This window comes from Siphonobacter sp. BAB-5405 (assembly GCF_002872335.1).
In the GTDB taxonomy this organism is placed as follows: Bacteria; Bacteroidota; Bacteroidia; order Cytophagales; family Spirosomataceae; genus Siphonobacter.
The window spans coordinates 310,998-324,769 of the sequence record NZ_NJAG01000007.1 but is presented as its reverse complement, the minus strand read 5'-3'; the positions used below and the strand labels follow the sequence as shown (position 1 = coordinate 324,769).

At 49.6% G+C, this 13,772-nt stretch carries 13 protein-coding genes and 1 pseudogene; 6 read left to right on the top strand and 8 right to left on the bottom strand.

The window, feature by feature from the left end; translation table 11 throughout:
• Positions 1 to 49: 49 nt before the first annotated feature.
• The gene (locus BWI97_RS07890) at positions 50 to 1,051 is read left to right on the top strand and encodes a GRP family sugar transporter (RefSeq protein ID WP_102200621.1); all 1,002 of its coding nucleotides are present in this window, start codon (positions 50 to 52) and stop codon (positions 1,049 to 1,051) included.
• Here BWI97_RS07890 and BWI97_RS07885 read toward each other — a convergent pair.
• The 4 genes from BWI97_RS07885 to BWI97_RS07870 form a co-directional block, all read right to left on the bottom strand.
• Positions 1,046 to 2,104: a glycoside hydrolase family 76 protein gene (locus tag BWI97_RS07885; RefSeq protein ID WP_094813844.1), complete on the bottom strand. Its 1,059-nt coding sequence runs from the start codon at positions 2,102 to 2,104 to the stop codon at positions 1,046 to 1,048. The two genes, BWI97_RS07890 and BWI97_RS07885, sit on opposite strands and share 6 nt — an antisense overlap.
• Before the next feature lie 77 nt (positions 2,105 to 2,181).
• Positions 2,182 to 2,517, bottom strand: a complete 336-nt coding sequence (locus tag BWI97_RS07880; RefSeq protein WP_094813846.1) for a winged helix-turn-helix domain-containing protein — start codon at positions 2,515 to 2,517, stop codon at positions 2,182 to 2,184.
• Between the two features lie 136 nt (positions 2,518 to 2,653).
• Positions 2,654 to 3,892 carry an MFS transporter gene (locus BWI97_RS07875; RefSeq protein ID WP_102200620.1) on the bottom strand — a complete coding sequence of 413 codons (1,239 nt, stop codon included), beginning with the start codon at positions 3,890 to 3,892 and terminating at the stop codon, positions 2,654 to 2,656.
• Between the two features lie 72 nt (positions 3,893 to 3,964).
• Complete coding sequence (locus BWI97_RS07870; RefSeq protein ID WP_102200619.1) at positions 3,965 to 4,558, bottom strand: TetR/AcrR family transcriptional regulator; 594 nt, start codon at positions 4,556 to 4,558, stop codon at positions 3,965 to 3,967.
• 314 nt (positions 4,559 to 4,872) lie between these two features.
• Here BWI97_RS07870 and BWI97_RS07865 point away from each other — a divergent pair.
• Both BWI97_RS07865 and BWI97_RS07860 read left to right on the top strand, forming a co-directional pair.
• Positions 4,873 to 5,429: pseudogene (locus BWI97_RS07865) on the top strand (type 1 glutamine amidotransferase domain-containing protein).
• 156 nt (positions 5,430 to 5,585) lie between these two features.
• Positions 5,586 to 5,858: a hypothetical protein gene (locus tag BWI97_RS07860; protein ID WP_102200618.1), complete on the top strand. Its 273-nt coding sequence runs from the start codon at positions 5,586 to 5,588 to the stop codon at positions 5,856 to 5,858.
• A 57-nt stretch (positions 5,859 to 5,915) separates the two neighbouring features.
• Here the strand turns inward: BWI97_RS07860 and mog are convergent, their stop codons facing one another.
• On the bottom strand, positions 5,916 to 6,449 hold the full coding sequence (gene mog / locus BWI97_RS07855) for a molybdopterin adenylyltransferase (protein WP_102200617.1): 534 nt from the start codon (positions 6,447 to 6,449) through the stop codon (positions 5,916 to 5,918).
• Positions 6,450 to 6,461: 12 nt separating this feature from the next.
• Positions 6,462 to 8,504 (bottom strand): methionine--tRNA ligase, encoded by a 2,043-nt coding sequence (gene metG / locus BWI97_RS07850; RefSeq protein WP_102200616.1) that lies wholly within the window; start codon positions 8,502 to 8,504, stop codon positions 6,462 to 6,464.
• Between the two features lie 202 nt (positions 8,505 to 8,706).
• Here metG and BWI97_RS07845 point away from each other — a divergent pair, with 202 nt between their 5' ends.
• The 3 genes from BWI97_RS07845 to BWI97_RS07835 all read left to right on the top strand — a co-directional run bounded on the left by BWI97_RS07845 (position 8,707) and on the right by BWI97_RS07835 (position 11,559).
• A complete protein-coding gene (locus tag BWI97_RS07845; RefSeq protein ID WP_094813870.1) occupies positions 8,707 to 9,720 on the top strand; it encodes an NAD-dependent epimerase/dehydratase family protein in 1,014 nt (337 codons plus the stop codon).
• A gap of 70 nt (positions 9,721 to 9,790) precedes the next feature.
• On the top strand, positions 9,791 to 10,291 hold the full coding sequence (locus BWI97_RS07840; protein WP_102200615.1) for a nuclear transport factor 2 family protein: 501 nt from the start codon (positions 9,791 to 9,793) through the stop codon (positions 10,289 to 10,291).
• 26 nt (positions 10,292 to 10,317) lie between these two features.
• On the top strand, positions 10,318 to 11,559 hold the full coding sequence (locus BWI97_RS07835; protein ID WP_102200614.1) for a DUF937 domain-containing protein: 1,242 nt from the start codon (positions 10,318 to 10,320) through the stop codon (positions 11,557 to 11,559).
• A gap of 49 nt (positions 11,560 to 11,608) precedes the next feature.
• On the opposite strand, the gene BWI97_RS07830 is transcribed toward BWI97_RS07835, so the two are convergent.
• Both BWI97_RS07830 and BWI97_RS07825 read right to left on the bottom strand, forming a co-directional pair.
• Positions 11,609 to 12,880, bottom strand: coding sequence for a HAMP domain-containing sensor histidine kinase (locus BWI97_RS07830; protein WP_102200613.1), 1,272 nt, complete (start codon positions 12,878 to 12,880; stop codon positions 11,609 to 11,611).
• Complete coding sequence (locus BWI97_RS07825) at positions 12,877 to 13,554, bottom strand: response regulator transcription factor (protein ID WP_094813868.1); 678 nt, start codon at positions 13,552 to 13,554, stop codon at positions 12,877 to 12,879. The genes BWI97_RS07830 and BWI97_RS07825 overlap by 4 nt, the downstream gene beginning before the upstream one ends.
• Positions 13,555 to 13,772: the final 218 nt, after the last annotated feature.

The following is a 13,772-nucleotide window of genomic DNA, read 5'->3' as shown; positions in this document are numbered from 1 at the left end:
GTCCGCTTTTATTGAAGGTCCAGCATAGGTATCTAAACCTCTGCAAACTATGTTTATTGTCGATCAGCCTACACTGGCCGTATTTTTCTGTTTGATTACAATGCTTTGTTGGGGTTCCTGGAGTAACGGGCAAAAGATTGTTACGCAATCGGCCCCCTTACAGGTATTCTACCGGGATTATGTATACGGAATTGTACTTCTATCGCTGATTCTGGCTTTTACCCTGGGGAGTTTCGGTGAAGAAGGTCGGCCCTTTCTGGAAGACATTCAGCAGGCAACGCTTCAAAATCTGGCTCTGGCTTTGGCGGGTGGAATTCTGTTTAATATTGGCAATACGCTGTTAACGGTCGGAATCAATCTCTCCGGAATCGCCATTGCCATGCCCGTCGGTACGGGGCTTTCGATGGCTCTGGGTATTATCGTCAACTACATTGCCAAACCTGATGGGGATTTGACCTTATTGGCCATCGGCGGCGGACTGGTACTGGTTTCCATCGGCATGTGTGCCCTGGCGTATCTGGCCCGGGAAGAAGATAGCGAGGAAAAATCCGACAATAAAGGAATTTGGGTAGCTCTGGCGGGTGGACTGGTTTCGGGTTTTTTCTTTCTGGTGATTACCAGTTCGATCATCGAAGAACTATCCTTTCCGCAGAAAGATAAACTGACGCCGTACACGGGTCTCGTACTCTTTGCGTTCGGCATTTTGCTGAGTAATCCGGTATTGGAACGCATTCTCGAACGACTCAAACTCACGGGCGATGACAACGAGACGCCTTACAAAGAGGTACCTCGTCGGGAGCACCTGCTGGGGTTGGCAAGTGGCCTGTTGTGGTGCGTAGGGATGATTACCCTCTTGTTAGGTTCGCAGGAAGCGGGTGATGCTATTTCGTACGGCCTTAGCCAGGGGGCAACCGTAGTTTCCGTACTGTGGGGTCTATTCGCCTGGAAAGAATTTAAAGATGCTCCCGCCAAAGCGAATCGATACCTCTGGCTGATGGGAGCATCTTATGTCGTAGGGCTAGCCCTCATCATTATGGCTCGTAGCTCATAGCTTGAGGGTTTGTAAGCGAGCGTACATTTCCAGCATGGCCGCCTGGTCAATCAACGTTTTCCAGGGCTTTTTACCGATCAGATCGTTTGCGTCTTTTTCTTCTTTCCAGATTCGTTCCGCATCCTGTTTGAAGAGTTTCAGGTATTGAGGGTCCGCATCAACCTGATACAATTCAATATACCCCCGTAGCAAGACTACATTAAACCAGTAGTGATCCGGAAATTTCTGTTTCCGGAAAAAATGCTGGCGAGCGGCCTTGGCTACCCGTTGAGCTTCCTGCAGGTATTTCTTCTCTTTGGTAAGTTCATACAGCAGTACACTCGACTGGAGCATGGTCCCCGTATTGTAGGTGTATATCGCAGAATCGATCTTCATACTGGGCAATTTTACCGCGTCGTAGTATACACCCGAAGGAGCCTGTAAATGCGTATTCGTCCAGCGGTACAGATCCAGAGCTGTATCGAGGTACTTCCGATCTTTTTTGATTTTGTAGAGTTGCAGGGCAATCAGGACGCCCGGTCCGTTGGAGCAGGTGTTTTTGGTCGTTTTATCGTCTTCTTTCCAGTAGATACCGCCGCCACCGGCCTGATCGTAGCCCGTCATCATAAAGCGATAAATCAACTCGGCCGTATCGAGATAGGATTTCTGTTTGGTTCGCTGATACGCATCCAGACAGGCAATGGCAATCCATTGATTATCATCGAAAAACCGCGTATCGATCTTCTCCTTGGTCACGTAAGCCTGGTACCCCGGTGCGGGCGGATTTTCGTTGTAATACTGCTGGATCGTTTTCAGGACTGGACCGAGGTAGGACTGTTTCGGCTCCAGTACTTCCATTTCATTGGCGGCCTGAACCAGAGCACATAAGGGCCACAGGTACGAATGCGGCTTTTCATTATGAGCCGCGTCGTTGGTCTCCTTGTATAAACCCGAAGCTGGGTCGTAGAAGACGGTTTGAATGTTTTCCTGAATGCGGTGCAGACGTTCGGTCTGGGCCTGGAGAGCACCAGCCAGCGATAGCAGGCCGGCCAGCGTGAAGACTATTTTTTTCATACCTAGGTTTAAAGGGTTTCCTTCTGTATGAGATAGTGACGACAGGAACCGAATAACTCTGCTTCGGTGAAGAAAACTTAGAAGCTTGCCAGTTTCTCGCTTTCCAGATTCAGAAATTCCTGGAAACGTTCCTGGATGTTTTGATAAATTCCTACCCAGCGTTTGCCTTCTTCGGTCAGCACCGCCCCGCCGCCGCGTTCGCCGCCCGCTTGCGTACTCACCAGTGGATTAGGAGCCTGCTTGTTGACAGACTGAATCAGATCCCAGGCTCGTTTGTACGACATCCCCAGGGCTTTGGCTGAGGCCGAAATGGAGCCCGTTCGTTCGATTTGTTCCAGTAAATGCAACTTGCCAATGCCGATAAAACGGTCTTCGCCTTCAATCCAGATGCGGCCGTTTAGTTTGAATGCCATGGTGAATAAAGAGTCTAAGTGTTGGTGATGCCAGAACGAAAGTACTGCTTGACGAAGCTACGGTTTTGTAAAAATGAAACTTCCCGAACGTTTGTGAGCATCCGGGAAGTTTTTAAAATTCAAAGCCAGGCCGATTCTACACGGGTACGGCCGGCGTGGCCAGTTTTCGTTGCACCATCTGATTGACGAAGTACATCATCACAATGGCCAGCATGGAACCGGCAATGACCACGTAGCTCAGTCGGTCGTAATGCTCGATGTAGCCCGAGGGCGTTTCCGAGACAATGAATCCGGCGGCAGCGGCGGCCAATCCACCAGCCATTTGCTGAACTGATGCGTTGATACTCATAAATGCTCCGCGGTCCTGCGGTTTGGGAATGGCCGTCATCAGAGCTGAGGAAGAAATGATACGGGACGTGATGCCCATGAAAAGAAAGACGTTGATAACAATGACAATCCAGATCGGGGTAGGGCCCAGGTTTCCGTAAATCCCCGTCATGATCATTGACAGAATCGATCCCATTACAAACAGACGATACTTGCCAATCACATCGCTGTACTTCCCAAGAAGCGGCCCGGCAATCATTGAGCTGATCCCCGTTACGATGTAGACCATCGGAAGTTTATCAAACGGAATTTTCAGGTTATGTACACTGAACGCACTGCCAAAGGGCATTAACATGTAGCCACCCATCGCCAGCAAGGTCGTCGTAGCAAAAGCCAGCAGGTAGTTGGACTGCGAAAGCGTTTGGCCCAGGTGCTTGAAGGCATTGTGCTCCGTATTGAGTCCCAGGTGTTTGTCGATGGGTTTGAGGTACACCAGAATCAGAATACCAATGACGATACAGAAAAGTACAATCATCGTAAAGGGCGAATGCCAGCCAAATTCATTGGCTAGGTACAGGCCAATGGGGATGCCCAGTACCTGACTGGTGGCAAAGGCCATCTGTACAAAACCCATCACGCGACCCCGTACCTCAAGGGCAAACAAATCGGTAATAATAGCCGAGCAAATCGAACCGATCACGCCGCCGAACAAACCCGTAAAAATGCGGGCAAAGAGCAGAAAGTGATAATCTGTCGCGATGCTGCACAAAAAGGTACCAAGCGTAAAACCCGTATAGAAAAACAGAAGCAGTTTTTTTCGGTCAAAATTGTCGGCGAAGCCCGCCGCCAGTAATCCCGAAGCTCCGGCACTGAACGCGTATGCCGATACCACCCAGCCAAACTGTACGGGGGTGATGTGTAAGGTCGGCATCAGGATGGCTCCGAGCGGCGAAAGAACCATGAAATCCAGAATAATGGTAAACTGTAGAATGGCCAGTACGGCGATGACGAAGCCTTCGTAGCGGGTAAAACGTGCGGAAGATGCCATGAATTGAGTTAGGAAGAGAATAGGGATAATGGTTTACAGGAGTAGTTCTACGCGAACGACACCCGCATAACCCTACGGTTTAAGTGCTTTTAAAACTAATTCCAGAGCCTGTAGAATAACCGGCTCCGTGAGCTGAAACGCCGGGCGGTTAGGGAAGCTACGACCCTGAACATGAAATTTTACCAGTTGATACAAGGGTGAAAAAGCTACTGACCAGTAGACTTCGAATGGGAGACTCACCAGTTCATTGCGGGCAATATTGTTTCGTACAAACAGGCCCAGCGTTTGATGGAATTCCGATCCTACTAATTCGCTGGCCCGCTGGTGGTAGGGCGAATGACGAATTTGTTCCATAAACAGCGAGGCTATCGGGTTTTCCAGACAAAAGCGGGCCCGGTTCAGCCATTGAATCCGTAACCCTTCCGCAAAAGACATGTCGGGATCGAAGTTCTCCAGCGTAGCGATCATCATGCGACGGTTTTCTTCCACGCTCAGCTGGACAATCAGATCATCGCGATCCTGAAAGTAAATGTACAGTGTTGCCGGGGAGACGTTAGCGGCCTTAGCCAGTCGTTGCATACTCAAGCCATCCAGTCCGCTTTCCACAATCATGGTGATGGCCTTTTCCCGAATGGCCTGTTCTTTGGTTTCGTCTTTATACCTCATTTCATTCGCGAATAAATGAACGTTTGTTTATTTATGCAAGCGTAGACTAATCGTTTTGTCTAAACTAGGGTCGGATGAGGTGGGCTTGCCGCACTAGTGGGCGGAATTTCTATACCTGATAACGACTCAGCGGATACGTATTTTCAAACGATTGGAGCTTCATGGAAACATTGTATTTTAAATGATATGCTGTTTTTCAGTGAGTTACGTAAATGAAGTTTCCATTTCTGGCTAAACGTTTGAAGAATTTTGGCTCACTTGAGGTATGGCTTTTTCAACAAAAAGGGTACAACCCAACGTAATAAACTAAAAACATGGAACAGAAGCTGCAAGGTAAGAAAGTAGCGATCCTGGTAACGGATGGCTTCGAGCAAGTAGAATTAACGGAACCCCAACAAGCACTGATTGATGCCGGGGCTGAAACTAAAATCATTCTCCGAAAGACAAAGAAGTGAAAGGATGGGATCATACCGATTGGGGCGATACGTTTAACGTAGATGTACCGCTGTCGGAAGCTAACCCCGAAGATTACGATGCCCTGTTATTACCCGGTGGGGTCATGAATCCGGACTCACTGCGGATGGAAACGGATGCGGTAGCATTTGTCGAACACTTCTTTGAAAGTGGTAAACCAGTAGCTGCTATTTGTCACGCTCCGATTATGCTGATTGAAGCAGACGTAGTAGAAGGCCGGAAGCTGACTTCCTATCCCTCCTTGAAAACGGACCTGATCAACGCTGGTGCCGAATGGGTAGACGAAGAAGTAGTGACGGACAATGGTCTGGTAACCAGCCGTAAACCCGATGACATTCCTGCATTCAATGCAAAAATGATTGAAGAAATCGCGGAAGGTCAACATACACCAGCGTAAATAGACGGTAAGGGATCATATCTCTAAAAATTAAAACATTTACGTTCATTGTGTTTTACACAAAACGTAGATGGAATAGTATTTTTGACATGAATCATAGTAGTAAGAGGTGTGTAACGATCAAATTCGTTCGGATCTCATTAACCTGAAAAGACTATGGAAAATCAACAAAATCAATCTGGTCAGCAACAAGGTTCTGACGAGAATCAAATGAATCGTAACCAAAATCAGGGCAATCAGCAAGCCCAGCAGGCGGGTCAAAACCAGTCACAGCAGGGAGCTGAACCCAATCGGGGCAGTGGCAATCAAAGTGGCCGTGGTGCCGGTAATGGTGGCGTTGGCACGGGTGAGTACGAAGGTGAAGACCAAAATAACGAAACCCCGCAACGCGATTCCTACACGCAGTCAGAACGCATAAGCCGATTATAGGGCTTAGGCAATAGACAATAAAAACGCCTCAGATTCACAAATCTGAGGCCGTTTTTATTATGCTGATTTCGGGCGAAAGGCTTTCATTACCGTTTCATTCGTTTGCAGAAACGGGCCGCCGATCAGATCAATGCAATACGGAATGGCGGGAAATACCGCATCCAGACATTGCCGAATGGCCGAGGGCTTGCCGGGCAAATTGACGATCAGACACGCCCCACGAATACCCGCCGTTTGCCGGGAAAGGATAGCCGTCGGTACGTATTCCAGACTTACTTTCCGCATCAGTTCCCCAAAGCCGGGCATCATTTTCTGACAAACGGCTTCGGTAGCTTCCGGCGTTACGTCGCGGGGAGCGGGACCCGTACCCCCCGAGGTAACCACCAGACAGCAGCCTTCCTGATCCGCCAGTTCGATGAGCGTCTGGGAAATAAGCTCCTGTTCATCGGGAATGACTCGGTATACGGGTTCCCAGTCATTAACCAGATACTCCGTCAGCGTCGAGAGAATAGCTTTCCCCGGAATGTCTTCGTAAATACCCGCACTGGCCCGGTCCGAAACATTAATGATTCCTATTTTAATCGGCTTCATACCTTCAGTACGTTAGGAGATGGTACCACCGTTCCATACGGGTTCGCCCGGACGGATAAACTGTAATTTACCATCCCGGTCTTCTGCCATCAGAATCATTCCCTGGGATTCAATGCCCATCATCTTACGCGGAGCCAGGTTCGCCAGCAGCGACACCTGCTGACCAACGATGGCCTCGGGTGAAAAATGTTCGGCAATACCACTCACAACCGTTCGCGTATCCAGTCCCGTATCGAGCGTTAGCTTCAGTAATTTTTTGGATTTGGGGACGGCTTCAGCGGCTGTAATCGTAGCCACGCGAATATCGAGTTTGGCGAAGTCGTCGTAAGTAACCGGTTCTTTCGCGGGAGCAGGCGTTTTGGAGGCCAGTTCGTTCATTTTCTTCGTATTCAATAATTTCTGAACCTGAGCTTCAATCACAGCATCTTCGATTTTTTCGAACAGAAGACCCGTATTTTCAATGACATGTCCCTCAGCCAGCAAGTTTAGCTGACCCGCTTTGGACCAATCCGCCTCGGTGAAATGTAGCGTAGTCCGCAGTTTTTCCGCCGTGAAGGGCAGGAAGGGTTCCGCCAGAATCGCCAGGGTAGCCGTCAATTGCAGGCTCAGGTTTAAAATCGTAGCGGCCCGTTCCGGGTTTTCTTTCAGTACTTTCCAGGGCTCAGTTGCCGCTAAATACTGATTGCCCAATCGGGCTACTTCCATAAACAGACTCAACCCTTCGCGGAGGCGGAAGTTTTCCAGCGAATCGGCGATGCGGGCGGGGTACTGAGCCAGATCGTCCAGCATTTTCTGATCCACTTCGGTCAGCTCGCCCCGAGCGGGTACGGCCGGTCCGAAGTTCTTTTCTGTGAGTACCAGGGCACGGTTCACAAAGTTACCCAGGATTCCTACCAGCTCGGAGTTGTTCCGGGTCTGGTAATCTTTCCAGGTAAACTCTGAATCTTTCGTTTCGGGAGCATTGGCAATCAGTACATAGCGAAGTACATCCTGCTTGCCGGGCATATCTTCCAGGTACTCGTGCAGCCAGACGGCCCAGTTTCGGGAGGTCGAGATTTTATCGCCTTCCAGGTTCATGAACTCATTGGCCGGTACATTATCCGCACCAGGAATAAACCGTCCATCGGCCATCAGCATCGCCGGGAAAATCAGGCAATGGAAGACAATGTTATCTTTTCCGATGAAGTGAACCAGTCGCGTATCGTCGGCTTTCCACCATTTTTCCCAATCATCCCCTTTCAGTTCTTTCGTAAAGGTGATGTAACCAATGGGAGCATCAAACCAGACGTACATCACTTTACCTTCCGCATCGGGTAAGGGTACCTTGATGCCCCAGTCCAGATCCCGCGTCATCGCTCGGGGCTTCAGACCTTCGTTGAGCCAGGAGCGTACCTGTCCAGCTACGTTGGTTTTCCATTCGGGGTGACTGGCCACGTAGGCTTCCAATTCGGGCTGCATGGCGTCGAGGGGAAGGTTCCAGTTCTTGGTCGCTTTCAGAATCGGCGTTTCACCCGACAGCATCGAGCGGGGATTGATCAGTTCCCGAGGACTCAGCGTACTGCCACAACGTTCGCACTGGTCACCGTAGGCGTTTTCGTTGCCGCATACGGGGCAGGTTCCCACGATATAGCGATCGGCCAGAAACTGACCCGCTTTTTCATCGTAGTACTGCTCGGTAACTTCCTCCACGAATTTGCCCTGGTTGTACAGTTGCAGGAAAATATCCTGCGACATTTCGTGGTGTACCGGCTTGGAGGTACGGGAATAAATGTCAAAGTTGATCCCGAAATCCGCGAACGATTTACTGATCTGGGTGTAATACTTATCAACAACTTCCTGAGGCGTAATTCCTTCTTTCTGGGCCCGAATCGTGATGGGGACGCCGTGTTCGTCGGTGCCCGAAATAAAGGCTACCTCCTGGCCTTTGGCTCGCAGGTAGCGTACATATACGTCAGCCGGCACGTAGCATCCCGCCAGGTGCCCGATGTGAATGGGACCATTGGCGTAGATGAGAGCCGCGGTGACGGTGGTTCGATTAAATTTCTTCTCAGACATGAAAAAAGGGTCATTAGAGCCGCAAAAGTAAACATTTTTAAAGGACTCCGTTCAGCGAATAGATACGAGCCACGAAGTTCAGCAATTCCCAAAAATGCGTACTTTTGACTCATCAGTACGGAAGGGCGGTCAAATACCGAACCAATTTCCGCTGACCGGGCTCCGGCTCTTCTTGACAGTAGTATCGTTTCTGCTTAATCGAATGATTCTTCTCACCGGGGCTAATGGCCTGATTGGTAGTTTTATAGCTAAAAAATTTCTTGCGGAAGGGATTTCCGTACGGGCCATTCGCCGGGCTGGTAGTGACCTGTCGTTGGTACAGGACGTGGAATCAGAAATCGAGTGGGTGGAGGGCGATGTACTGGACGTATCTTCGCTCGAAATTGCCCTTCAGGGTTGTACGCAGGTCGTACACGCCGCGGCAATGGTATCCTTTTCGCCGAAAGAAAAAGCAAAATTATATCAGGTTAACGTGGAAGGTACGGCTAACGTCGTTAATGCCTGTCTGCACGCCGGAATTCAGAAACTGGCTTACATCAGTTCGGTGGCTGCCTTGGGCCGACCCGCTCAACAGAGTACGAATCCGGATCGGCCCACGGTCGTAAACGAAAACCAGAAATGGGAAGATTCGCCGCTGAACTCCCATTACGCCATCTCGAAATACCAGGCTGAACTGGAAGTATGGCGGGGAATTTCCGAAGGCCTACCGGCCGTCATCGTCAACCCCAGCGTGGTGATTGGCGAGGGCGACTGGCACCGGAGTAGTACCGCTCTGTTTAAGTACGTATACGATGAAAAGCCATTCTACACGAATGGTACGCTGAATTACGTCGATGTACTGGATGTAGCCGAAGCGATCTACCAGCTACTGCAAAGCGACATTCAGGATGAACGATTCATCGTAAATGGCGGCAAAACATCCTACAAACATTTTTTTGAATTAATTGCTCAGTACATGGGCAAGAATGCCCCCCGCTACGGCGTTACACCCTTGCTGGCCGAGGTAGCGTGGCGGTGGGAAGCCTTCAAAGCCGTGTTCACCCAGAAGCAACCGTTAGTAACCAAAGAGACGGCCCGTACTTCACAATTACACTTTTTCTACCCCAGTACCAAACTGGAACAAAGCCTGAATTTTCAATTTCATTCGCTGGAAGCGAGTGTTCAGCGAATTGCTGAGCAACTACTGAAAGTACAGCAGGAACCAAAAACTGTTTAACGAAAGCTTTTTACTACGCTAAAAAAAATATTGTTTTGCCATTATTCCAGGCTAACAGATACAACCACTCATGAAGACGCTCTTACCCATTCTCACGCTTGTTGTGGCAAGCTTTACGGCTCAGGCTCAAAGCGAAGATGCTGCGATTAAGGAAACCCTCCAAAACTATATTGATGGCGGAGCAACCGGCGATACGGCCAGTCTGAACCGGGCATTTTACCCCACGGCAAACCTGCGTAGTCTGGCCAATGGCCGCGTCACGAGCACGCCCGTAAAGGAGTTTATTGGTCGTACGCCCAAAAGTGGAGCCAACTGGACGGGTCGGATTGTATCCTACAGTTATTTGGGTACGGCGGGTTCGGCCGTACTGGAAATGCAGCTGGAGTCTTTTAAATTTGTTGACTTTTTGTCGCTGATGAAAATCGGAAACGACTGGAAAATCGTAAGTAGAGTTTTCACACGGGCTGAAAAAGATCAACCCATTACTTCAGTGGGAGGAGGAAAAACTGCCGTTGCTCAGAAAAAGACTGTAGCGAAGCCCAAGCCGAAATCGGATGATGGCTGGGAATGAGAAACCGAACCTCCTAATTACTACCGATGAACATTTTTTCGTACCTGAAAGACTATCTCTCCGCCGATCTGGTGGAGGCTATGGCTTCCCATATTAATGAAGATGCCGGAAAAACCCGGCAGGCAGCGGAGGTAACGGCTTTGTCCGTAGTAGCTGCTTTTTTGAAAAGGTCATCGACCGAGAGTGGGGCAAAGGCCATGTACAAAGCCATTGAGCGGGAAAACCTCTATGGCAATCACTTAGGACCCCTGTCTGCTCAATTTCGGGATCGGGATCAGGCTAGTCAGATTATCCAGAAAGGAAGTAATCTGTTCAGCCACTTATTGCCCGATAAACGGAGCATTCTTATCGCTATGATTGCCAGCCATGCCCGCATTCGTAGTTCCTCGGCAACCAGCGTGCTGGGTGCATTGTCGTACCTGACCCTGGATATTCTGGGCAAACAGGTAAAAGATCAAAATCTGGACCCGGTTGGACTGGCTATGATCCTGCGTACGCAGAAAGATTACCTGACCAAAGAGGCCGATCCCGAATTACTGGACAAAGTCGTAACGACGCTTTCCATTGAAGATATGGAACGCATTGGTTACGTAACGCCCACGGAAGAAGCCGAAGCCGAAGTTGTATCGCGTACCCGAAGTCGTCCCCAAACTGATAATCCTTACGCGGATCTGACCGAGAATCCCACCTTTCCCTGGAAGGCGATTGTAGGCGGGGTAGCTTTGCTGGCCGTACTCGGTGGCGGTTACTACGCCTGGCAACACTACGGTGACACGGTACAGTCGGCGGCCCTGCAGGATACGACGGCTACCGAAGAAGTGGCCTTGCCCACGGATTCGACGGCCCGATACCCGGATACAACGCAGGTCGCCACGACACCCAATGCAACGCCCGTCACGACGCCTGCCGGTGAATCATTAGCCGAAAAGCTGACGCAGCATTTGAACAACCCGCTTAGTAAAGCAGGGAAAACGTTTGTTTTTGAAGGCATCTCTTTTGATCCGCTAACGAACGAACTAACGCCCCAATCCACGCCGGCGATGGATGGTTTGGTTGCACTAATGAAGAAGTATCCCAGTTTGCAGCTCAAGTTTACGGGCGTAACGCGGCAGGCTGCCAACAAGAAAAACGCATTCAAACAAGCCAATAGTATCAAGGCCTATCTTACCCGGGCGGGTGTTGACATTGTTCGGCTGGACGTCGGAAGTTTTCTGGCAGCGGATGCGGGCAGAGAAGATTTTGTCGTAGTGAAAATCGTACAACAGTAATAACAGATCGGTTAGTAAAGGTCCCGGTGAATCATCATCGGGACCTTTTTTATGCAACGACCGTCTTGTTACTCAGGCAGAACTTGTGAATGCCTTCCTGTTCGGTATAGTGAATCTGCAGACCATACTGATCGCAGATTTCTTTTACAATCGATAAACCCAGACCCACCGATTCCGAAGAAACCCCTTCTTTTTTAAAGCGGGAAAACAAATCCTTAGGGGCATTTTGCAGGGGATGCCCCGTATTGCTCAGGCACAAGTCAGAATCGGTGGCGTACAGCCAGATTTCTCCCTGTGGCACGTTATGGCGTAAGGCATTACTCACCAGATTGGTAATCAGGTTTTCGGCCAGTACGGGGGGCAGGTTAACCCAAAACGGAGCGTCTATATTCGTATGCAGCCGAATGCCCTTGTACTGAAACAACTCTTCCATGTCCCGCAATCTCTCCAGTAGTTGATCACTGAGATTGATGGGTTGTTCATTGGCAAACTGTCGGTTTTCAATCCTGGCCAGTAATAGCAAGCCCTGATACAGTCGTGACATGCGTAGGGATGCTTCGTAAATGGTTTGAATCCAGCGGGTCTGGTTTTCCGTCAGATGCTCGGATTGAATCAATTCTTCTACTTTGGCCGTAATCAGGGCCAGAGGAGTTTGTAATTCGTGGGAAGCGTTTTCGGTGAATTCCTTCAAATGCAGATAATCGTGCAGAATCTGATCGGACATTTTCTGTAACACTTCATTGAGTTCCCTGAATTCGATGATGTCGGGCTGATCCAGCTGCAAGTGTTGTCCGCGTACTAAATCAAATTGCTTGATGCGGGATAGCGTCTCGTAAAAAGGCTGCCAGATGCGTCCCGAGAGGCGATCCTGGAACCAGTACGTTCCCGCGAGTAGTAGAGCCAGTACCGTGGCCATCGTGAACGTGATCGCCTCCATCAGCCGGTACGACTGAATCATGGATTTGCGAATGGCCACCCGATGCTCAACGCCTTTAATGGATTCGTAGAACGTCAGTTGCCGAAAGGGGACCAGCTTTTGCGTATACCGATCTTCAATCAGGGTATCCTTAAACGATTCCTTAAAGCCCGAGGGTACAGAGCCTAACTCTACTTCGATTTTGTTTTCGACGAAGTACGAGTTAGCCGTCCAGCCGTAATGCTGGATGTAGAGTTGGAAATCCCGTTTCTCCACCAGCAGCCGGTTTTCTACTTCATCGTAAATGAGCCACTTGATAATTCCGTAGAACGCCAGAGCCGTAGCCAGATACAGGATCACCGAAAAGAGCAGATAGATCCGGTTGGTTTTTTCGAGCAATCTCATGCCGTTCCAAATTTGTAGCCAATGCCGTAGATGGATCGAATATAATCGCCACTTCCTTTTTCGACGAGCTTGCGACGCAGGTTTTTAATGTGCGAATACACCATATCCAACGAATCGGCGGAGTCGATGTGGTCGCCCCAGAGGTGCTCGGCAATGGAAGCTTTGGTGAGAGCTACGTCAATATTCGCCAGAAAGTAGAGTAACAGATCGTATTCTTTGCGGGAAAGCACCGTTTCCTGCTGATTCACAAACACTTTACGAGCCTGAACCTGTACCAGAATTTCACGGTACTGAATTTCGTTGTGGCCGCCAAAATTTCGCCGCCGGATCAGGGATTTTACGCGGGCATTGAGTTCGGAAAGGTGAAAGGGTTTGGTCAAATAGTCATCTGAGCCTACTTCCAGCCCTTTAATTCGATCTTCCAGAGCATTACGGGCCGAAATGATGATGATCCCCGTCGAGGCCGTTCGCTTTTTGAGCGTTTCGATGAGTTGCAGGCCATCACCGCCGGGTAGCGTCAGGTCTACGATGACGCAGTCGTATTCATACAAATACATTTTTTCATCGGCTTCGGCGTAGGTAGCGGCCATTTCACAGCGGTATCCTTCCCGCGATAAATAAGCCGAAATACTTTCGGCCAGGCCCTGTTCATCTTCCACCACCAACATTTTCATAGCTTTTCTGTAAGGATTGACGGAGCGAAAATAGAAGGTCAATGTTGGAAATATCTGGGAAGATCCGTTAATAAAAAGGTTGAAAGGGATGGGACTGTTTGGGGAGGAGTAGTTAGGAAAACAGCGATGGGTTGCCCGTAGCATTCGCTACGGATGTAAACGTTGATAGGCTGAGCCTACCGGGCTGGTCGTTCCCCGCATTGCATACGGGGCTATTC

Coding starts and splice junctions, on each gene's coding strand:
- BWI97_RS07825 (WP_094813868.1), bottom strand. CDS start 13,554: ATGAAAATGTTGGTGGTGGAAGATGAACAGGGCCTGGCCGAAAGTATT.
- BWI97_RS07885 (WP_094813844.1), bottom strand. CDS start 2,104: ATGAAAAAAATAGTCTTCACGCTGGCCGGCCTGCTATCGCTGGCTGGT.
- BWI97_RS07890 (WP_102200621.1), top strand. CDS start 50: ATGTTTATTGTCGATCAGCCTACACTGGCCGTATTTTTCTGTTTGATT.
- metG (WP_102200616.1), bottom strand. CDS start 8,504: ATGTCTGAGAAGAAATTTAATCGAACCACCGTCACCGCGGCTCTCATC.
- BWI97_RS07880 (WP_094813846.1), bottom strand. CDS start 2,517: ATGGCATTCAAACTAAACGGCCGCATCTGGATTGAAGGCGAAGACCGT.
- BWI97_RS07830 (WP_102200613.1), bottom strand. CDS start 12,880: ATGAGATTGCTCGAAAAAACCAACCGGATCTATCTGCTCTTTTCGGTG.
- BWI97_RS07870 (WP_102200619.1), bottom strand. CDS start 4,558: ATGAGGTATAAAGACGAAACCAAAGAACAGGCCATTCGGGAAAAGGCC.
- BWI97_RS07845 (WP_094813870.1), top strand. CDS start 8,707: ATGATTCTTCTCACCGGGGCTAATGGCCTGATTGGTAGTTTTATAGCT.
- BWI97_RS07835 (WP_102200614.1), top strand. CDS start 10,318: ATGAACATTTTTTCGTACCTGAAAGACTATCTCTCCGCCGATCTGGTG.
- BWI97_RS07875 (WP_102200620.1), bottom strand. CDS start 3,892: ATGGCATCTTCCGCACGTTTTACCCGCTACGAAGGCTTCGTCATCGCC.
- mog (WP_102200617.1), bottom strand. CDS start 6,449: ATGAAGCCGATTAAAATAGGAATCATTAATGTTTCGGACCGGGCCAGT.
- BWI97_RS07840 (WP_102200615.1), top strand. CDS start 9,791: ATGAAGACGCTCTTACCCATTCTCACGCTTGTTGTGGCAAGCTTTACG.
- BWI97_RS07860 (WP_102200618.1), top strand. CDS start 5,586: ATGGAAAATCAACAAAATCAATCTGGTCAGCAACAAGGTTCTGACGAG.